The organism is Sporosarcina sp. ACRSL (assembly GCF_022346605.1).
Classification (GTDB): domain Bacteria; phylum Bacillota; class Bacilli; order Bacillales_A; family Planococcaceae; genus Sporosarcina.
In genome coordinates, this window is record NZ_JAKRNT010000015.1 from 1 (window position 1) to 18,308 (window position 18,308).

Here is an 18,308-nt window from a genome sequence, read left to right on the forward strand (position 1 = left end):
TTGTCTGGTGACGATGGCGAAGAGGTCACACCCGTTCCCATACCGAACACGGAAGTTAAGCTCTTCAGCGCCGATGGTAGTAGGGGGCTTCCCCCTGTGAGAGTAGGACGTCGCCGGGCAACCCATTCCTTTTCGATAAGAATGACAATAGGTTAGAATTGATCAAGTACAGTACATTTGCAGTTACAGAACCTTGCATTCTATCGAAAGGTATACATATACGGTCCCGTGGTGTAGCGGTTAACATGCCTGCCTGTCACGCAGGAGATCGCCGGTTCGATCCCGGTCGGGACCGCCATCTTAATTTAAACTGTCAACCGATTATGGATTTATTCCAGGATCGGTTTTTTGTTGTTTATTAAAGCATAATAAGTGTATTGGACGAAATACATACCTCCACTAAACCTCATGACTTTCGGAAATGTGGGATTTTCGGTACACTTGAAGAAAGTGGAGATGAAAGGAAATTTGTATGACTATCGAATTCAATGTTCATTCTTTGCAAGAAACTGAACAGCTCGCTGAAAACTTAGCTGGGCTGCTTTCCCCGCCGGACGTCCTGACATTGGAAGGCGATCTTGGGGCGGGGAAGACGACCTTTACGAAAGCGTTGGCGCGAAGCCTTGGCATTACACGGACCGTGAACAGTCCAACGTTTACGATTTTGAAACAATATGAAGGAAGAGTTCCTTTCAATCATTTGGATGTCTACCGGTTGGCGGACAGTGATGAGGACCTTGGATGGGACGAGCTGTTCTACGGGGACGCGGTTTCCGTCGTTGAATGGGCTCATTTGATCGAAGATGATTTACCGGAAGAGCGACTCGAGATTAGAATTCAGCATACGGGGGAAGCTTCGAGGAAGTTTGTGTTCATTCCGAAGGGTGAACGTTTTGAAAAGATTTGTGAGGCGATAAGTTTATGATATGGTTAGGAATCGATACGGCGAATATGCCTTTATCCGTCGCAATTGTAAAGGATGGAGCCATTTTGGCAGAGGTGAACTCCTCGATGGCGGTCAATCATTCATTGCGAGCAATGCCGGCGATTGAAGAGCTGTTTGCGACCGTGAAGCTGCAACCGAAGGAGATAGATGCGATTGCAGTGTCGGAAGGTCCTGGATCTTATACAGGCGTCCGAATTGGCGTGACGATAGCGAAGACGTTGGCTTGGACGTTAAAGAAACCCCTTTACGGCGTCTCGAGCTTGAAAGTGCTTGCTGTGAATGCTCCGTATTTTAATGGGTTGATCTGCCCGATTGTCGATGCACGCAGAAATAATGTGTACGCAGGGGTATATGAATTTGTGAATGGCGGAGTCACCGCCATCGCGGAGGACGGGCATTTTGCGATTGACGACTTGCTCAATACTTTATCTGAGAAGAAGCGTCCGGTTTTATTCGTCGGGAAAGATGTAGCGATGTATGAAGAAGTCATAAAGGAACGATTGCAAGACGATGCGCATTTCGCTCCTTTCCCATTGCAGCTTCCGCGAGCCTCTTCATTGATATTTATCGCACAGCAAAGCGGACAAGAGGAGAATACACATGCATTTACGCCTGAATACCGTCGTATCGCTGAGGCGGAGGCGAATTGGCTGATGCAGCAACGGAAGGAAAAGGCCAGTGAATAAAGTAATCGACTATAGAAAGATGACAACGGAAGATATTCCGGCAGTTGTTGAAATCGAGCAGGAGGCGTTTGCGACGCCTTGGACGAAGGAAATTTTCGAGCATGAGATGACTGGGAATGACTATGCCCATTATATCGTTGCCGTGGAAGGCGATGAAGTGATCGGACATTGTGGGATGTGGGTCGTGCTCGATGAATGTCATATTACGAATGTGGCCGTGCGGAAGCGTTTGAGAGGACACGGAATTGGAGAGGCGCTTATGCGCAAGGCGATTGAGCTTTGCAAGGCAAACGATGTCAGGCTGATGACGCTTGAAGTGCGTGTCAGTAATGAAACGGCGCAAAATTTGTATCGTAAACTCGGCTTCCAAGATGGCGGCATACGTAAAAACTATTATACGGACGACCATGAAGATGCGCTCGTCATGTGGGTGGAATTGTAATGACTAAAGACATTTATATATTAGGTATTGAAACGAGCTGTGATGAAACTGCGGCTTCTGTCATTAAAAACGGCCATGAAATTGTTTCGAACATCGTTGCTTCGCAAATTAAAAGCCAGCAACGGTTCGGTGGCGTTGTGCCTGAAATTGCTTCTAGGCATCACGTCGAACAAATTACGCTTGTCATCGAAGAGGCGTTGGCTGTTGCAAACCTTGCGCCGGAGGATTTGGATGCAGTTGCTGTGACGGAAGGGCCTGGACTTGTCGGCGCATTACTGATCGGCATTAATGCGGCGAAGGCCTTCGCTTTTGCCAACGGACTCCCGATCATCGGCGTTCATCATATCGCTGGACATATTTACGCGAATCAATTGATGCAGCCGATGGAGTTTCCGCTTCTTGCCCTTATCGTTTCCGGGGGGCATACGGAATTGGTTCTTATGGAGAAGCACGGCTCCTTTAAATTGATTGGTGAAACTCGCGATGATGCGGCAGGGGAAGCGTATGACAAAGTGGCCCGTGTCCTTGGGTTGCCATATCCAGGCGGCCCTCATATCGATAAGCTTGCGCTCGAGAGCGATGAAGCCGTTGATTTTCCTAGGGCTTGGCTCGAGCCGGATTCATATGATTTCAGTTTCAGCGGGCTGAAATCGGCTGTTATCAATTATAAGCATAATCTTGAACAAAAAGGCGGCGAAGTCAATCCTGCGCATGTTGCAGCAGGCTTCCAGCAAAGCGTCGTCGAAGTATTGACGGAGAAGACGTTGAAGGCGGCAAAAGAATATAACGTGAAGCAAGTCATCGCGGCAGGTGGCGTCGCTGCGAATAAAGGATTAAGGTCTTCATTGGATGCGGCGTTCGAAAAAGAAGGGATTCCTTTTTATGTCCCACCGATCTCCCTCTGCACGGACAATGCAGCCATGATTGCGGCGGCAGGTACAGCGATGTACGTAGATGGAAAACGCGGTACGATGGAAATGAACGGCAGGCCGGGAATGGAGCTTGCCTCATGGAGTGAATGAATGAAGGAAATCGTCGAGTTCTGACGATTTCCGCATTTTTTTGTCCTATAACGGATTCGTCTTGTCAAGAGGGAACGTTCGTACTTATGCACATTTGTTGATAAGTTGTGGATAATTAAAATATTCATGTGTATACCCGATTCATCTTTTGGATAACTATGTGAGTAGTAAAAGTTATAACTGTGGATAAAGTGGATAACTATGTTCATATCCCGTTATATCAATGTGGACGATGTTAATAAGATTGTGGAAATCGAATAGGGAGCATGTTGAAAACTAAAAACGCTGTCGAATGGGCGTCCAACCCTTTCGACAGCGTTATCGAGTTATGAATTCAAGTTTTCGAGCTCTTCTTGCAAATTCAGCCATCTCTCCGATTCGCTGTCGTGCTGCATTTGGAGTTCGTCAATTTGTTCCTGTAACTCCATCAGCTTCATATGGTCATCAGCAAAGTCGGGGTTCAGCAGTTCATCTTGCAGAATAGCAATTTCTGCATCCATCTTTTCTAGAGACTCTTCCACTTCGGCAATGGCCCTCGTCAATCGGCGATCCTGCCGTTTGAATTCCTTGTCCTCTTCCGTTCGCCCGGTTTTTGGCTGTGTTACCTTCTCCGTTATGCTAAGTTCGGACTTCAGCTCTTCCAGCTCATTTTTCTTTTCAATGTAATAATCATAATCACCGAGATATTCGGTGACACCAGTCGGACCAACATCAATCACTTTTGTAGCGATCCGGTTGATGAAATAACGGTCATGGGAAACGAAGAGGATCGTGCCCGGGAAGTCATCCAATGCGTTTTCCAACACTTCTTTACTGTCGAGATCGAGATGGTTCGTCGGCTCGTCAAGCACGAGCGTGTTCGATTTTTGCAGCATGAGCTTCGCTAATGAAAGACGCGCCTTCTCTCCGCCAGAAAGTGTTGATATAGGCTTCTCGACGTCATCCCCTGTGAATAGGAAGCGTCCAAGTACCGAGCGGACGTCTTTTTCATTCATCATCGGCCACTCGTCCCATAACTCTTGGAGCACCGTCCCCGTACCGAGGATCGTCGCCTGGTTCTGGTCGTAATAGCCAAATTGGACATTCGTCCCGTATCGAATGGATCCTGCAATCGGCTCCTGTCTTTTGACGATCGTCTTCAGCAACGTCGATTTGCCGATGCCGTTCGGACCGATGATCGCAATCCGGTCCCCTTTGTACGCATGCATTTTAATGTTTTGCGAAACGGGTTTGCCGTTATAGCCAACAGCGATATTATCCAATGTAAGCACATCATTGCCGCTTGGCCGGTCGATGGAAAATGTAAAGCTTGCGGACTTTTCATCCCCCTCCGGCGCTTCCATCCAATCCGTCCGTTCAAGAAGCTTCCGGCGGCTTTTCGCCATTTTGGAAGTCGAAGCACGGGCGATATTCCGTTGAATGAAATCCTCGAGCTTCGCTTTTTCACTCGTCTCCCGCTCGTATAGCTTTTTATCCCGTTCATAGTTCTTTGCCTTCTCAACTAAATAAGCACTATAGTTGCCGACATATTTCGTCACTTTTCGCCTCGACACTTCATACGTGATTGTCACAATCTGATCGAGGAAATAGCGGTCATGGGAAACGATAAGGATCGCCCCTTCATACGAGACGAGGTATTTTTCAAGCCAACCGAGCGTCTCGATATCCAAATGGTTCGTCGGCTCGTCCAATATGAGAAGATCCGGTTTGCTGAGGAGCATCTTCGCGAGCGCCAGACGCGTTTTTTGTCCGCCCGATAACAAATCGACTTTCTTGTCGTAGTCTTCGGGATAAAACCGCATGCCGTGCAGGACGGAACGCATGTCGGACTCGTATTGATAGCCGCCGGAATCTTTAAATTCGATTTGTAGCGCATCGTAATCTTTCATGACCCGCTCGTATTCTTGCGCATTTTCGTAAACGGAAGGATCCGCCATTTGCGCTTCCAATTTACGCAGTCTCTTTTCCATTTCCAGCAATGGTTCAAAAACGGTCAGCATTTCATCCCAGATGGTGAGGGGAGAATCAATGCCCGCATGTTGTTCGAGATAGCCGACTTGTACATCTTTCGGCATAATCAGATCGCCGGAATCCGCACTCATTTCACCTGCAATGATTTTGAGCAATGTCGATTTACCTGCGCCATTCCGTCCGACAAGCGCAACTCTGTCACGGTGCTGTACTTCAAGTCGGACATTTTGTAATATGTCAGTTCCTGAAAAGGATTTCGAAATTCCATTCACTTGTAACACAATCATTCAGCACACCTCTATTCCACTTTTAGTTTAATCGAATGGGCGGATAGGTGCAATGGTCGGCTTTACAGGAGCCTGCATCTAGAGTACGATAAAATAAGCCCAATGCACGAATAGGAGGTAAAATATGGCTGAATCAACTCCGAAAGTTCCACAGGCGACGTCAAAACGCCTTCCATTATATTATAGATTCCTACAAAACTTTGCGAAAACAGGCAAGAAGCGCGTTTCTTCGAGCGAATTAAGTGAAGCGATGAAAATCGATGCGGCTACGATCCGCCGCGATTTCTCTCATTTCGGAGCGCTCGGTCGAAAAGGCTACGGCTATGATGTAAATGATCTTCTCCTCTTCTTTAGAAGGGCGCTCGATCAGGACGAAGAGACGGATGTCGCATTGATTGGAGTCGGGAGCTTAGGGAGCGCATTTTTGAAATACAATTTCCAGAAGAACCATAATACACGAATCGTCATTGCGTTCGACCCGAAAGCACCGAAAGAGGGGAAGACGATCAGCAATATACCTGTCTACCATCCGGATGTGATGGAGAAGAAGATTAAAGAACTGGGCATTGAGCTCGTCATTTTGACCGTTCCGACAAAGGCGGCACAGGAAGTTGCAGATCGGATGGTCGATATCGGGGTGAAAGGGATCCTCAATTTTACACCGGTCCGGCTGGCTGCACCCGACTGGATGCGCATCCATACGATCGATTTATCGGTGGAACTGCAGACGTTGATTTATTTCATAAAAAATGACGTAAAAGATTCACAAATAGAATCGTCGCGTTAATAGTAATATAAGCTTTTTTCATGTAAAATAGAGAATAACGAAGGAGGTGTCCGAAATGGCTCCAGGAGTAACAAGTTTAATTCTTATCGCAATTATTGCTTTGCTCATTTTTGGACCGAAGAAGTTGCCTGAGATTGGTAAGGCATTTGGCTCTTCATTGCGCGAATTCAAGTCAGCGACTAAAGGACTTGTGTCTGATGACGACGATACAGTGAAAAAAGTGGAAGACAAGAAAAATGATGTGCAATAAGTAAGGATGTCTGTCCGATGAAAGAGAAAAATTTAACAGTCATTGAACATATAGATGAAATTCGAAAACGACTGATGGTAATCGTCGTTTTCTTTGTTATTGCGGTCATCGGCAGCTTTTTCATCGCAAAGCCGATCATTCGATTTTTACAATCCGAGGCGGGGTATGAGGAATTTCACGCTTTCAATGTGATCGACCCAATTGCCCTGTACTTGAAGGTCATTATTCTTTTAGCAGTCGTCATCATTTCACCGATCATCATGTACCAAGTATGGGCGTTCATCGCGCCGGGACTTCATGAGACGGAGCGGAAAGTGACGTTAAGCTATATCCCGTTCGCCTTTATGCTTTTAATTGCGGGCATCATGTTTTCCTATTTCGTTCTTGTGCCATACGTCATGTACTTCATGAAGGAACTGTCTGCAGAGCTAGGCATTACACAGACCGTCGGCATAAACGAATATTTCACTTTCTTGTTCCAAATATTGATTCCGTTTGGGATCGTCTTCCAGTTGCCGATTGTCCTTTTATTCATGTCGCGGCTTGGCATATTGGATCCGAAGAAGTTAGTGAAAGTAAGGAAATATGCATACTTCGTACTTTTCGTCATTGCGGCATTCATTACACCGCCGGACCTTATGTCCCATTTGTTGGTGACGGTTCCGTTGTTCATACTTTATGAAATAAGCATCGTTATCTCCCGCTTTGGCTATCGGAAATTCCAGAAAGCCGAGGAGAAACGGAAGTTTGAAGAAATAAAGGCTGAGCAACAGCGCCAAATCGATGAAGTGATGGGGAATTTAGAGAAATAATAAGACGAGCCCTTTTTTCGGAAAGAAAAACCGGAAGAAGGGTTTTTTGTAATGAAATTCCAAAATGATTCCCGTATGATAAGAAGGAGGGGAATGGATAATAGAATCGCAATTCCTACATATACATAAGAGGTAAGGGGGAAACATATGAATCCATTGTTATCCATTTGGGGCCAACCGACGAAGACGCTGCAATATATGCTGGAGCATAAATCAGTCGGGTACGGCTTTATTATTTTTTTGTTGAGCTCGATTAGTACAGGACCAGTCGCGATGGCAAACACCGGATTTTTTAGCGGCATGCCGTTAGCTTTCATCATTATTATATCAATAATCATCGCGTACGGAGGGGCGCTGATCAGCTGGGTGATCGTTGCTGCGCTTTATACGTGGATCGGAAAATGGCTAGGTGGGAGAGGCAAGTTCTCCGATATGATCCGAATTACGCCGGCCTCGGCCATCCTCATGATTTGGCTTGCACCGATGAACTTTCTGCTTGTTGCCGTGTATGGATCTCAGCTTTATGAGGCACCGACGGATATTTTCAGCGTAACGAATTTGCCGATTGGGGTTTATTTGTTGCAAAATCTTATCATGACTGGTGTCGGCATTTACGGAACGGTCATTACGTGTAAAGGGATTGGCCTTGTTCATGGGTTCTCCGCTTGGCGCGGGCTCGGCGTCGTTGCAATTTTCCTAGGCATTGGCCTGGTTCTTGCAATCGTGTTTTCAATTATTATAGGCCTTGCCCTCTTTTCATTGTTTACAACACTTGGCTGAACGAAAAACGACTTCCCTGTATGGGGAAGCCGTTTTTTATGGCAGCAAGAAGATGAATGCTTGGTGCCTCTCTTGAAACTCTAACAGTTTATCCATATTCAGCTGAACGATCATGACGAAGCCGTTCATCATAAAATGGGCGATCATCGGAGCCCAAATGCGCTTCGTGTGATAATAAAGGAACGCGAATACTAATCCTGGCGCCATATAGATAAGCGTATGCTCCAGCTCGCCGTGGACGACTGCGAAAATGACTCCGCTCAAGATGGCGGCAACCCAGAAATTCGACTTCGTATAAAGGCCGCCGAATAAAACCCTTCTGAAAACGATCTCTTCCAAGAGTGGCGCAAAAATGACGATCGAAATGATAATGATTGGGGATGATTTAGCAACTTCACTTAGTAAAGCGGTATTATCTGATCCCGGCATAATGCCGAGCGCCATTTCGATAATCCCGGCGAGCATTTGACCTGCCATCGCCATGAAAAATCCTAACACGCCCCATACGACTGTCATCCAAGGAGAAGCCTTTTTCCCCTTTTTGAAAATATCCCAAAACTGTTTGTTTCGAGTTGTCATAAAAAGAATGATTGGAGCAGCGATCAGATTTGTAATGAAGAGCGCCCAAGCGAAGCCGTAAAACCTAGCTTCGTCTGGCTCAAAACCTCTACTATTTTTAAAATAGTTGATAAATCCTTCCGCAGCAGGAATACTTCCGAACTGCATTGCTATATATAAGAGAACGATCGAAATATAGATTTTCCAGTTTTTCAATGCAAAACATCCTTTCTCTGTTGTTCATTTTATCGTTTCTAAGGAAGATTAGCAAAGAGAAAAGAGTCCAAGTATTTTGCTTGCAATTATTGGGCAACTTTATTATGATAAGAAATGTATTAGCACTCTAGTCAGATGAGTGCTAAAAAGAAGATAATATGTCGAGGAGGTTGTTTCACTTGTTGAAACCATTAGGTGACCGTATCGTAATTGAACTGATCGAAGCAGAAGAAAAGACGTCTAGCGGTATCGTATTACCGGATTCTGCGAAAGAAAAACCGCAAGAAGGAAAAGTTGTAGCGGCAGGTACTGGACGAGTTCTTGAAAACGGCCAGCGTGTTGACCTGGAAGTAAAAGAAGGCGACCGCATCATCTTCTCAAAATATGCTGGAACTGAAGTAAAATATGAAGGCAATGAATATTTGATCCTGCGTGAAAGCGACGTTCTAGCGATTATCGGCTAAGTCGCCCCTTATAAATAAGTACAATCAAAACCAGGAGGGAATTCATAAATGGCTAAAGAAATTAAGTTTAATGAAGACGCGCGCAGCGCAATGCTACGCGGTGTAGATACACTTGCTGATGCTGTAAAAGTGACGCTTGGACCAAAAGGACGCAACGTTGTTCTAGAAAGAAAATTCGGTTCACCGCTAATCACAAATGATGGTGTAACGATCGCAAAAGAAATCGAACTTGAAGATGCATTCGAAAACATGGGTGCAAAACTTGTGGCAGAAGTTGCTTCCAAAACAAACGAAATTGCTGGTGACGGTACGACAACTGCGACAGTGCTAGCACAAGCTATGATCCGTGAAGGCTTGAAAAACGTAACAGCTGGCGCTAACCCGGTTGGTATCCGTAAAGGGATCGAAAAAGCGGTTTCAACAGCAGTTGAAGGATTGAAAGGCATTTCCGATGAAATCGAAAGCAAGCAAGAGATCGCACAAGTTGCATCGATCTCTTCAGGTGACGAAGAAGTCGGTCAATTGATCGCTGAAGCAATGGAGCGCGTCGGCAACGATGGCGTCATCACAATCGAAGAATCAAAAGGCTTCACGACAGAGCTTGATGTTGTAGAAGGTATGCAATTCGACCGTGGATACGCATCTGCATACATGGCGACTGACACGGATAAAATGGAAGCGGTTCTCGACAACCCTTACATCTTGATTACAGATAAAAAGATTTCAAGCATCCAAGAAATCCTACCAGTTCTAGAGCAAGTTGTTCAACAAGGCAAGCCATTGTTGATGATTGCTGAAGATGTTGAAGGCGAAGCGCTTGCAACACTTGTTGTGAATAAACTTCGTGGTACATTCAACGCGGTTGCTGTTAAAGCACCAGGATTTGGCGACCGTCGTAAAGCGATGCTTGAAGATATCGCTATCCTGACTGGCGGGGAAGTTATCACTGAGGACCTTGGCCTTGATTTGAAATCTGCTGATATCTCTCAACTTGGACGCGCTGCGAAAGTCGTTGTTACAAAAGACCATACGACAATCGTTGAAGGAAATGGAGATTCGGATGCAATCGCATCACGTGTTGGCCAAATCCGCGTACAACTTGAAGAAACAACTTCCGAGTTCGACAAAGAGAAGCTGCAAGAGCGCCTTGCGAAACTTGCTGGCGGCGTAGCAGTTATCAAAGTCGGTGCGGCAACTGAAACTGAATTGAAAGAGCGTAAACTTCGCATCGAAGACGCATTGAACTCTACTCGTGCGGCAGTCGAAGAAGGAATCGTATCCGGTGGTGGTACAGCGCTTGTGAACGTTTATTCAAAAGTTGAAACACTTCTTGATAGCACAGAAGGCGACGTCGCAACTGGCGTGAAAATCGTACTACGTGCACTTGAAGAGCCGGTTCGTCAAATCGCGAACAACGCTGGCCTTGAAGGATCCATCGTTGTCGATCGCCTAAAACGCGAAGAAGTCGGCATCGGCTTCAACGCTGCAGACGGCGAGTGGGTCAACATGATGCAAGCGGGTATCGTCGACCCAACAAAAGTTACACGTTCTGCACTACAAAACGCAGCATCTGTAGCGGCAATGTTCCTAACTACGGAAGCAGTCGTTGCAGATCTCCCAGAACCACCAACAGCAGGCGGCATGCCTGACATGGGCGGAATGGGCGGCATGATGTAATAAGCCGTCTCAACCCTTGCGATGAGTTGGTTTTGATGTAAGATGAGAGTGAAATGCTAACATCTTGCAAACATTGAGGTAAATTAACGGAGGCTTCTCATGAGTTCACTGAACTTTTGAGAGGCTTCTTTTTTCGTTTCTTGGGTTGCATGAAGATAGACATCTTTTGTTATTTGGTCATCTGAATGACCGAGTCTGTCTCTAATTTGTTCGAGGGCAACACCTGCTTCTTCTAAGAGCGATGTGTGGGTATGCCTTAGTGAATGTGATGTTAATTCCCGATTCAGATTGGCAAGACAAGCAATCTTTTAATTAAATTCTGGAGGTCTTAATAACAATAGGATAACCGTGTTGCCGTTCCATTTTTGCAAAGATGAAATCTTTGTTATAGTAATCATCCCCTGACTGAAGGATTTTGAGATAGTTAAAAGCGGATTTCCCCTTTCAAGAAATCCGCTTTATTTGAAAAAAGTTAGAATATACCTATTTCATCAGTTGGTGACTTTTAGATTTAAGAGTTTTTTCCTTTTAATTCAAGAATTGCATTTTTTAATGCTCCTGATATTGCCGAAAGGTTAATTTTATCCAACTTATTAAAATATTTGTTGGATTCGATGATGTGAATAGAAAAATCTAATTGTATTTTATCAGGGATTTTATTGTGTTGTATTAGGTTTACTACAATATCTTGGATGGCCCATTGATCAGAATCAGCCGCTAGATACCATAATTCTTTTAATAAAATTAATCTACATGTAGGGTAATCAGCAGTTGATTCATAGAGTCTGTGTAAGAAATATCCAAATGAGTTAAGCGATGAAAAAGGCCACCCGACAGAATGATAACATTCATGTAATTTTGAGACATATAAATCAATAAACTTATGAATATCGTTTCCAACAACAGATATATAGCCCTGTATTTTGTTAGTATCACTTAAAACATCAGATATAGGGTCTAGAAAGTCATAATAAACATGCTCATTAATTTCAGCTTTTAACACAATTTCATGGAACTCCAACCAATCAAATTCATTTTTTTGTAAAACAAAATCAGAAACAGTCCTAACAAGAGAAGAATTAACTTTTTCGTATAAGGACTTGTACTTTAAAAACTCATCTTTAAATTGAACTGCATCTTCGTAGCGACCTTCAGGGTCAAAAAGCGTTGCTTTATTTATTAAAGAACTAAACATATGAATATCGTTTGTTATTCTAGGGTCTCTCCCAGTTAGAATAAAGTAGAGTAATTTCCCTAGTGAGTAAACATCGCTCTTTTTTGTTGCATTTTCTAAATTATCTTGTTGTTCAGGTGCCACATACATCATGCTTCCATAACCCGGAACAGAAGAATAGCCTTGATTAGAAAGATTGGTAAAATCCTTTCCTAATCCGAAGTCAGAAACCCATACTTGATTGTTCTCGTAAAGGAGTACATTATGGGCTGATAAGTCTCGATGTAAAATATCCATTGAATGGGCTAGCTCAATAGCATCAAGGATTTGATTAAAGAGTGACAGTCGAAAATCTAATTCGAGATTATTATTATATTTTTTTATATAATCATGAAGATTATTAGGTGCAAAAGGCATAAGATACCAATATTCATTAGAATCTTCATTATACCTAGACTCAATAAGAGGTATTACGTTTGGATGTTTCATTTCATTAAGTCTTGATAAAATAATAATTTCTCTTCTGAATCTCCTTCTATAAACTTCGTTTTGATTAAATTCACTTTTTAATCGTTTTAAGGCATACTTTCTATTAGTTTCTGTATCCTCGTACTGTGTTACTTGTGCGAAAAAACCATTTCTAGGTCTTCCTCTATTTGTAAGTCTGTCTAATATTGAAGGTAGAATTTTAGAGGCATCAATTACACCTTCTCTATAATACCAATTAACAATACCCTTATCTAAGCTGCAATAATAACCTATGTCATTCTCAGTTAAAAAGTTATTGATTGCTTCTTCTTCTTCAGTGATAGAAAGTAATAGTCCTATAGCATCCATAGTAATAGGGAATTCTCTGTTTGTTATATGTGAAACAGCTCGACTAATGTCATCTATCAGATAATCATATGGGCCTCTTTGAGAAGGACTGGTCTTACCAAGTGCAGCTAACTGATTTTGTAGAGACCATGCATAAAATGTTATTTCTTCTTCATCTTGCTTCATTAACAATGAATGGATAAGGTTGTTGAAATCTCTCTTAAAAAAACAGGTAAATCCGTAAGGTAAAAACTTTCATGTTTGTAAGATTTATAATTAGGATGTTGATCGAAAAAACTCAATTTTAACCCACCTTTATATTAGATACATATGGTAATTGTACCAATATTTTTTTGACAGAAGGGAAAAAATATTTTCAATGTCGTTACAAAACTTTGATCAGGCAATGATGATCATTATCATGATTCTTTTGGTTGTTCTTCTGTTCGAGAAGATTTTGTCGGGGATTAGGAAGAAGGTAATATAGAACAATACATAGCTGAACCACCAACAGCAGGCGGCATGCCTGACATGGGCGGAATGGGCGGCATGATGTAATAAAAATTTCTCCAGAACCTTGGTTATACAAGGTTCTGGTTTTTTTATTGCTGACAAACGCATATAGAACAGAAACTCTCCTAACTACTTCGTTAAGAATTCCTAACTTAATGTTAATAATACTTTACTATATGTTAAGAATAGTATACATTGGGGGTAGGAGGAATTGACATGCTGAGAAACAAGGTTAGGGAGCTGCGTGCCCGTCATGAATATACCCAAAGTGATCTCGCCAAAATGGTTGGTGTCACACGGCAGACGATCGGATTTATTGAAAAAGGGGAGTTTTCACCATCTGTTACGCTGGCATTGAAGATTGCACAAGCATTCCAATGTGATTTGAACGAAGTATTTTGGTTAGAAGGGGAGGAATGAAATGAAAGGGGATATGAGGTATACGTATCCGTTATGGCAAATGGGGTTCATTCTGTTGCTGATTGCTCTCTCAACGATAATTGGATTCACATCGGACTATAAATTCTCAAATGGTACGGATAGCTTCCTATTACAGTTGAGTTTAGATGGCTTCGGCTTTTGGAGCCTTTCCGCTTGGCTCGCGGTTTTAGTTATGTATCTTCTTATATTTAGATGGAAAATGCAACAACATAATAAGCGAAATCCAGGTCGTCAAATGAAATTCATGACATTGAAGGCGCAGGAATATTTGGAGGATGACGAGTTGTTTGAGGAAGTTACAAGACGTGCGACACAGAAAGTCTATTCTTACTTCACAGTGGCACTTCCATTCCTTGCAGCATTCTATTTGATAGTACCGTTTGGGAAGTTCGGCATGCTGAACATTTTGCTAATGCTCGCAATTGGACAATATTTTATTTATTACCGTACAATTAGAAGGTATATGAAAGAGGACGCCGAATGATCATCGTATATTTCTTAAGGCAGCATGAAGTTTTTCACGGAGGCTTCTCATGAGTTGGGCAAACTTATGGGAAGCTTCTTTTTTCATTTCTTTCATAACAAGGAGGTATACATTCTTCGTAATTTGATCATCTGAATGGCCAAGTAATTTTCGTCTTTTTAAGTAGGTGTAATCTATTAATTTCTATTTTCAAGTAGTATAATAGTTGTGTATGTACTAATAGTGATATAGTCATTCATTATTAATGGTATATATTCAATAGTACATAATCGAATATACGAGGTGAATTCGTATGAAAATCTACAAGAGAAATTCAATCTCCAAAATCTCTATGAAAGGTATGGAGCTTTCCTTATTGGCCTCTGGGGATGGGACTGAAGTTATTCTCCACAAACTATATAAAGGCGCACGCTGGGCAATGGCTCCTGAAGATGACTGGACGGCATTGGAACATTTCACCATACTGTCCGGCGAACTTATTTATCTTTCACCTGATGGCGAGATACTACTAGAGGCAGGAGATTCCGTTAATGCTTGTCCAGTAACTGAGCACTCCATTTTTATTGCAAAAACCGATGTGGATTTTTTATATGTGACTTCCCAACCCCAATTTCATTTCTACAGTAACGCTGTTACAGATATGATGGATTTAGCTTTGCAAGTTGAACAAAAAGATGGGTATACAGCCGATCATTGTGAGAGGATTAAGGAACTTTCTATGATGGTTGGGAATGTTTTGGGATTATCATCGAATGAAATTTACATATTAAATTTAGCCGCCTTTCTTCATGATGTCGGAAAAGTAAAAGTTCCAGAGAAAATATTAAATAAACCCTCCAAGTTAACTGATGAGGAATATGAAATAATGAAAAAGCATACCACTTGGGGAAAAGAAATACTAAATGAAACCAATTTTGTAGACTTAATTAAAGCAGGAGAAATTGTAGAACAACACCACGAAAGATTTGATGGTAAAGGATATCCCAAAAACCTTAAAGGTGAAGAAATTAGTATCGAAGCTGCCATCATTTCAGTTGTTGACGCTTTTGATGCAATGACCTCAGATCGTGTTTACCGAAAAGGTTTGGATATAAACATTGCGTTTGAAGAAATAGAAAACAACAAAGGTACTATGTTCAATCCAGAAGTTGTGGATGCCTTTTTATCACTAAGAGATAAATTGAGTGTCGAAAAGGAGGTGATATTATGAAAAAGGTTCTATTAATATTTACTACTGTAATCCTATTTCAAACTATTTTTGTTGGAGTAGCTGGCGCCAGATATGTTAAAGAAGCGGACAAAACCATTTCTATTAATAGCGGACTTAATTTGTCCATTCCCCTAAATACCGCTGAAAAGTCATTTAAACTTCAGGAAGGTGTGCATAAGAGTTTAAAGACAACAACAGGACTTGAAATAGATTATTATTACATCTGGCTTGAACTAGATGGACAAACTATTTTAGGAATTGACCCTGCTAGAGCAATGTTTTAATAGCATGTAAGGACTGCCTTGAAGCTTTTTTATGCTGATAGGAAGTCCTTTTCATTTATTGAAAGTACGTTCCGCGCCCAAAGAAGCACGCATTCCAACATAAAAAGATGTCTCTGACAATTTAAAAACTGAAAGAGACATCCTTTATTAATCACACAACGATTTAAGGTAAAATAACATCCATTGGCATCGGGCCTGCAACCCTGATACAAATGAAGCGTTCATCTCCAGTATTTCGCATTCCATGCTGCTGGCCAGGATTGAATTGTCATAAATTGGTGATGCACAGGCACCACCAATACGTATTATTTAGGTCTTGATAAGGATTGTTTAGGGGGGATTTTGATTGTTGGGAGAATACAGAGGTAAATTTAATAAAAATATTCTTAATCAATCTCCAACCTGCGAACAATTCTTAACAGACTCTCCTCGTCTCCATAGTAGCCATACTCCAAAGCTAAGTAATAACAATAAACCTTCCAACGTAAAAATGTACCAAGGATAAGGACCTAACAAATCAAAGAGACTGAGGCTATCAGGTTTGTGGCGTAAAAACCAATAGTTCCCGTTATAGCGTTTGTTCACAAATAAGATTACTGGTAAAAGTAGATTGAGGAAGATAATAAGCTTTAATACGGACTTGAAAGTTGGGTAATATCCCTTTGCCCACATGAAAAATAAAATCACCCATACAATCATCATATGTGTGTAGAAAAAATGAAAAAATCGAAAGTGTGGAAAATTGTAACTTAATGCAGGAGTTAAAATTGCTTGAGTAGCACCCAATAGAGATATAAAAAATAGTGTTTCAAAGAATATTTTTTTTCTCGTCAGCAATAACATAACACAAAGTATGAGTCCAATATTGCACAACTCTAACGGCAAGGATCTTCCGATTTTCCAAATTCCGTTTTGGATCATCCAAAAGTGATAGATCAATTCGGATAAAATCAAAGAAATGGCTACTCCAATCTCAGCTTTTCTACATTTGTCATCATTCAATTTATAACGATAATGAAAAATTGCTACACCAATTAGAATGAATAGTGTCAATATCACTAAATGACTTATTGAAAATAAGTTGAACTTTGAAGAGATATTACTTGGACCAAAAAACATCTTTTTTCCACCTTTACTTTGTCCTATCAAGCTTAAGGTGTGCATTTTAATTAGTTTATATCCGATATAAAATTCCTGGTTGGACCGTCTATCGTAAGCAGTCTTGACATTGTGCGGGTGCCTGTGCAGCGTGCTATTCAGACAATACACTACAATTGCATAAAATAAATAAAGAAGCCGACCGTATCAACAATTGGTCGGCTTCTTTCTGTATATAAATTACCTTCATTGAATTGTCATAAATGTGTGATGCACAGGCACCGTTCGTCCGTCCCTATTTCATAAAGGGAATATTCAACAATTCAGGAACTGTGACAAATTCGTATCCTTGCTCTTGCAGGGTTGGAATAATTTGGCGAAGCGCTTCGATTGTATTAGTTCGATCTCCACTCGCTTCTGCTCCATCGTGCAGGAGAATAATCGCGCCTGAATGAATGTTGTCTACTACATTCGAAGCAATAACTGCCGGTGGATCTTCCTGCCAATCCAACGAATCAACCGACCAGGCAATCACGTAATAGTTCATTTCGCGAAGCTTTTCGACTAATTCATTGTATAAGAAGCCATAGGGTGGTCTAAATAATTTTGTCCGGTAACCAATAATGTCGTTAAGAGCAATTTCCGTTCTAGTTACTTGCCGCTCTAAGGTTTTGAGGTCGGATTCTTGGACAAGGTTAGGATGGGAGTACGTATGGTTTCCGATCACATGACCCTCGTTTTGCATTCGCTTGACAATATCCGGATTGGCAACGGCTCTTGAACCTAATACGAAGAATGTTGCTGGTACATTGTACTGTTTTAATACATCTAATACACCATTTGTAAAACGTGGGTCAGGACCATCATCAAAAGTTAAAGCAACTCGTTTTTGATCAGTAGGACCTTGTAAGAAAAATATATCTGGATACCGTTGTTGTAAAATTCTTAGGTCAACAGGCTGTTGAAGTTTCCGACTGGAATTTTCAGATCCTCCGTCAAGGTCAGGCAAATTTGGATCATTTTGTATAACTGCTTTCGACCATTGCCACGATACATTTACCAACGGTTCCTCATTCGCATAAGCAGCCATGATATCGGTTATATGCAAACAAAATAAAAACCCCGTAACCAACAACAACTTGAATATTCGATCTCTCATCCATTCATCTCCTTTTTTATTTATACGTGTCTTAACAGGGACTCTTTTTTTCACCACTGCCGTTATGTTTGACGAAAGAGGGTTATTTATTCAAAAAGAAGTGAAGGGGGTGTTAAGCCTTATGGAGAGACCGACTATGGTGAGTAACCTTGCTATTCTGCTTGGATAATTCTTAATGACGATAGGATAATCATAAAAAACTGCCGATCCTCTCAACGTTTAATTGAGGCA

General features: G+C 41.9%; 20 protein-coding genes, 1 tRNA gene and 1 rRNA gene. 16 read left to right on the forward strand and 6 right to left on the reverse strand.

Features of this window, described 5'->3' with window-relative positions:
• Positions 1-3: 3 nt before the first annotated feature.
• The 6 genes from rrf to tsaD all read left to right on the forward strand — a co-directional run bounded on the left by rrf (position 4) and on the right by tsaD (position 3,096).
• A 5S ribosomal RNA gene (gene rrf / locus MHZ92_RS18695) occupies positions 4-119 on the forward strand.
• A gap of 103 nt (positions 120-222) precedes the next feature.
• Positions 223-298: transfer RNA gene (locus tag MHZ92_RS18700), tRNA-Asp, on the forward strand.
• A 174-nt stretch (positions 299-472) separates the two neighbouring features.
• Positions 473-925: a tRNA (adenosine(37)-N6)-threonylcarbamoyltransferase complex ATPase subunit type 1 TsaE gene (gene tsaE, locus MHZ92_RS18705; protein WP_239433235.1), complete on the forward strand. Its 453-nt coding sequence runs from the start codon at positions 473-475 to the stop codon at positions 923-925.
• Positions 922-1,632 carry a tRNA (adenosine(37)-N6)-threonylcarbamoyltransferase complex dimerization subunit type 1 TsaB gene (tsaB, locus tag MHZ92_RS18710; protein WP_239433236.1) on the forward strand — a complete coding sequence of 237 codons (711 nt, stop codon included), beginning with the start codon at positions 922-924 and terminating at the stop codon, positions 1,630-1,632. The genes tsaE and tsaB overlap by 4 nt, the downstream gene beginning before the upstream one ends.
• Positions 1,625-2,074: a ribosomal protein S18-alanine N-acetyltransferase gene (gene rimI, locus MHZ92_RS18715; protein WP_239433237.1), complete on the forward strand. Its 450-nt coding sequence runs from the start codon at positions 1,625-1,627 to the stop codon at positions 2,072-2,074. Before tsaB ends, rimI begins: the two co-directional genes overlap by 8 nt.
• Entirely contained in the window at positions 2,074-3,096 is a 1,023-nt protein-coding gene (gene tsaD / locus MHZ92_RS18720) for a tRNA (adenosine(37)-N6)-threonylcarbamoyltransferase complex transferase subunit TsaD (RefSeq protein WP_239433238.1), read from the forward strand. The genes rimI and tsaD overlap by 1 nt, the downstream gene beginning before the upstream one ends.
• Before the next feature lie 326 nt (positions 3,097-3,422).
• On the opposite strand, the gene MHZ92_RS18725 is transcribed toward tsaD, so the two are convergent.
• Positions 3,423-5,354: an ABC-F family ATP-binding cassette domain-containing protein gene (locus MHZ92_RS18725; protein WP_239433239.1), complete on the reverse strand. Its 1,932-nt coding sequence runs from the start codon at positions 5,352-5,354 to the stop codon at positions 3,423-3,425.
• Between the two features lie 124 nt (positions 5,355-5,478).
• On the opposite strand from MHZ92_RS18725, the gene MHZ92_RS18730 reads away from it, so the two are divergent.
• The 4 genes from MHZ92_RS18730 to MHZ92_RS18745 all read left to right on the forward strand — a co-directional run bounded on the left by MHZ92_RS18730 (position 5,479) and on the right by MHZ92_RS18745 (position 7,983).
• On the forward strand, positions 5,479-6,141 hold the full coding sequence (locus tag MHZ92_RS18730) for a redox-sensing transcriptional repressor Rex (RefSeq protein WP_239433240.1): 663 nt from the start codon (positions 5,479-5,481) through the stop codon (positions 6,139-6,141).
• Positions 6,142-6,196: 55 nt separating this feature from the next.
• A complete protein-coding gene (locus tag MHZ92_RS18735) occupies positions 6,197-6,391 on the forward strand; it encodes a twin-arginine translocase TatA/TatE family subunit (RefSeq protein WP_060205182.1) in 195 nt (64 codons plus the stop codon).
• Positions 6,392-6,408: 17 nt separating this feature from the next.
• Positions 6,409-7,203 (forward strand): twin-arginine translocase subunit TatC, encoded by a 795-nt coding sequence (tatC, locus tag MHZ92_RS18740; RefSeq protein ID WP_239433241.1) that lies wholly within the window; start codon positions 6,409-6,411, stop codon positions 7,201-7,203.
• A gap of 147 nt (positions 7,204-7,350) precedes the next feature.
• The gene (locus tag MHZ92_RS18745) at positions 7,351-7,983 is read left to right on the forward strand and encodes a YIP1 family protein (protein WP_239433242.1); all 633 of its coding nucleotides are present in this window, start codon (positions 7,351-7,353) and stop codon (positions 7,981-7,983) included.
• A 36-nt stretch (positions 7,984-8,019) separates the two neighbouring features.
• Here MHZ92_RS18745 and MHZ92_RS18750 read toward each other — a convergent pair whose 3' ends face one another.
• Complete coding sequence (locus tag MHZ92_RS18750) at positions 8,020-8,757, reverse strand: CPBP family intramembrane glutamic endopeptidase (RefSeq protein WP_239433243.1); 738 nt, start codon at positions 8,755-8,757, stop codon at positions 8,020-8,022.
• Positions 8,758-8,936: 179 nt separating this feature from the next.
• On the opposite strand from MHZ92_RS18750, the gene groES reads away from it, so the two are divergent.
• Together groES and groL are read left to right on the forward strand one after the other, a co-directional pair.
• Positions 8,937-9,221, forward strand: coding sequence for a co-chaperone GroES (gene groES / locus MHZ92_RS18755; protein WP_147059641.1), 285 nt, complete (start codon positions 8,937-8,939; stop codon positions 9,219-9,221).
• 48 nt (positions 9,222-9,269) lie between these two features.
• Complete coding sequence (gene groL / locus MHZ92_RS18760; RefSeq protein ID WP_239433244.1) at positions 9,270-10,898, forward strand: chaperonin GroEL; 1,629 nt, start codon at positions 9,270-9,272, stop codon at positions 10,896-10,898.
• An 83-nt stretch (positions 10,899-10,981) separates the two neighbouring features.
• Here groL and MHZ92_RS18765 read toward each other — a convergent pair whose 3' ends face one another.
• Together MHZ92_RS18765 and MHZ92_RS18770 are read right to left on the reverse strand one after the other, a co-directional pair.
• The gene (locus MHZ92_RS18765; protein ID WP_370644787.1) at positions 10,982-11,203 is read right to left on the reverse strand and encodes a tyrosine-type recombinase/integrase; all 222 of its coding nucleotides are present in this window, start codon (positions 11,201-11,203) and stop codon (positions 10,982-10,984) included.
• A gap of 206 nt (positions 11,204-11,409) precedes the next feature.
• Positions 11,410-13,074 carry a serine/threonine-protein kinase gene (locus tag MHZ92_RS18770; protein WP_239433245.1) on the reverse strand — a complete coding sequence of 555 codons (1,665 nt, stop codon included), beginning with the start codon at positions 13,072-13,074 and terminating at the stop codon, positions 11,410-11,412.
• Positions 13,075-13,617: 543 nt separating this feature from the next.
• Here MHZ92_RS18770 and MHZ92_RS18775 point away from each other — a divergent pair.
• The 4 genes from MHZ92_RS18775 to MHZ92_RS18790 all read left to right on the forward strand — a co-directional run bounded on the left by MHZ92_RS18775 (position 13,618) and on the right by MHZ92_RS18790 (position 15,820).
• Positions 13,618-13,821 carry a helix-turn-helix transcriptional regulator gene (locus MHZ92_RS18775; RefSeq protein ID WP_239433246.1) on the forward strand — a complete coding sequence of 68 codons (204 nt, stop codon included), beginning with the start codon at positions 13,618-13,620 and terminating at the stop codon, positions 13,819-13,821.
• A gap of 1 nt (position 13,822) precedes the next feature.
• Positions 13,823-14,326 (forward strand): hypothetical protein, encoded by a 504-nt coding sequence (locus MHZ92_RS18780; RefSeq protein ID WP_239433247.1) that lies wholly within the window; start codon positions 13,823-13,825, stop codon positions 14,324-14,326.
• A 292-nt stretch (positions 14,327-14,618) separates the two neighbouring features.
• Complete coding sequence (locus tag MHZ92_RS18785; protein ID WP_239433248.1) at positions 14,619-15,536, forward strand: HD-GYP domain-containing protein; 918 nt, start codon at positions 14,619-14,621, stop codon at positions 15,534-15,536.
• Positions 15,533-15,820, forward strand: a complete 288-nt coding sequence (locus MHZ92_RS18790) for a hypothetical protein (RefSeq protein WP_239433249.1) — start codon at positions 15,533-15,535, stop codon at positions 15,818-15,820. Before MHZ92_RS18785 ends, MHZ92_RS18790 begins: the two co-directional genes overlap by 4 nt.
• Positions 15,821-16,210: 390 nt before the next feature.
• Here the strand turns inward: MHZ92_RS18790 and MHZ92_RS18795 are convergent, their stop codons facing one another.
• Both MHZ92_RS18795 and MHZ92_RS18800 read right to left on the reverse strand, forming a co-directional pair.
• On the reverse strand, positions 16,211-16,939 hold the full coding sequence (locus MHZ92_RS18795) for a YwaF family protein (RefSeq protein ID WP_239433250.1): 729 nt from the start codon (positions 16,937-16,939) through the stop codon (positions 16,211-16,213).
• A gap of 274 nt (positions 16,940-17,213) precedes the next feature.
• Positions 17,214-18,077, reverse strand: a complete 864-nt coding sequence (locus MHZ92_RS18800; protein WP_239433251.1) for a polysaccharide deacetylase family protein — start codon at positions 18,075-18,077, stop codon at positions 17,214-17,216.
• Positions 18,078-18,308 lie beyond the last annotated feature (231 nt).

What these genes read in the sequence shown, in the direction of transcription:
- tsaE (WP_239433235.1), top strand. Translation starts at nt 473, where the DNA reads ATGACTATCGAATTCAATGTTCATTCTTTGCAAGAAACTGAACAGCTC.
- tsaB (WP_239433236.1), top strand. Translation starts at nt 922, where the DNA reads ATGATATGGTTAGGAATCGATACGGCGAATATGCCTTTATCCGTCGCA.
- tsaD (WP_239433238.1), top strand. Translation starts at nt 2,074, where the DNA reads ATGACTAAAGACATTTATATATTAGGTATTGAAACGAGCTGTGATGAA.
- MHZ92_RS18725 (WP_239433239.1), bottom strand. Translation starts at nt 5,354, where the DNA reads ATGATTGTGTTACAAGTGAATGGAATTTCGAAATCCTTTTCAGGAACT.
- MHZ92_RS18730 (WP_239433240.1), top strand. Translation starts at nt 5,479, where the DNA reads ATGGCTGAATCAACTCCGAAAGTTCCACAGGCGACGTCAAAACGCCTT.
- MHZ92_RS18735 (WP_060205182.1), top strand. Translation starts at nt 6,197, where the DNA reads ATGGCTCCAGGAGTAACAAGTTTAATTCTTATCGCAATTATTGCTTTG.
- tatC (WP_239433241.1), top strand. Translation starts at nt 6,409, where the DNA reads ATGAAAGAGAAAAATTTAACAGTCATTGAACATATAGATGAAATTCGA.
- MHZ92_RS18745 (WP_239433242.1), top strand. Translation starts at nt 7,351, where the DNA reads ATGAATCCATTGTTATCCATTTGGGGCCAACCGACGAAGACGCTGCAA.
- groL (WP_239433244.1), top strand. Translation starts at nt 9,270, where the DNA reads ATGGCTAAAGAAATTAAGTTTAATGAAGACGCGCGCAGCGCAATGCTA.
- MHZ92_RS18770 (WP_239433245.1), bottom strand. Translation starts at nt 13,074, where the DNA reads ATGAAGCAAGATGAAGAAGAAATAACATTTTATGCATGGTCTCTACAA.
- MHZ92_RS18775 (WP_239433246.1), top strand. Translation starts at nt 13,618, where the DNA reads ATGCTGAGAAACAAGGTTAGGGAGCTGCGTGCCCGTCATGAATATACC.
- MHZ92_RS18780 (WP_239433247.1), top strand. Translation starts at nt 13,823, where the DNA reads ATGAAAGGGGATATGAGGTATACGTATCCGTTATGGCAAATGGGGTTC.
- MHZ92_RS18785 (WP_239433248.1), top strand. Translation starts at nt 14,619, where the DNA reads ATGAAAATCTACAAGAGAAATTCAATCTCCAAAATCTCTATGAAAGGT.
- MHZ92_RS18790 (WP_239433249.1), top strand. Translation starts at nt 15,533, where the DNA reads ATGAAAAAGGTTCTATTAATATTTACTACTGTAATCCTATTTCAAACT.
- MHZ92_RS18795 (WP_239433250.1), bottom strand. Translation starts at nt 16,939, where the DNA reads ATGTTTTTTGGTCCAAGTAATATCTCTTCAAAGTTCAACTTATTTTCA.
- MHZ92_RS18800 (WP_239433251.1), bottom strand. Translation starts at nt 18,077, where the DNA reads ATGAGAGATCGAATATTCAAGTTGTTGTTGGTTACGGGGTTTTTATTT.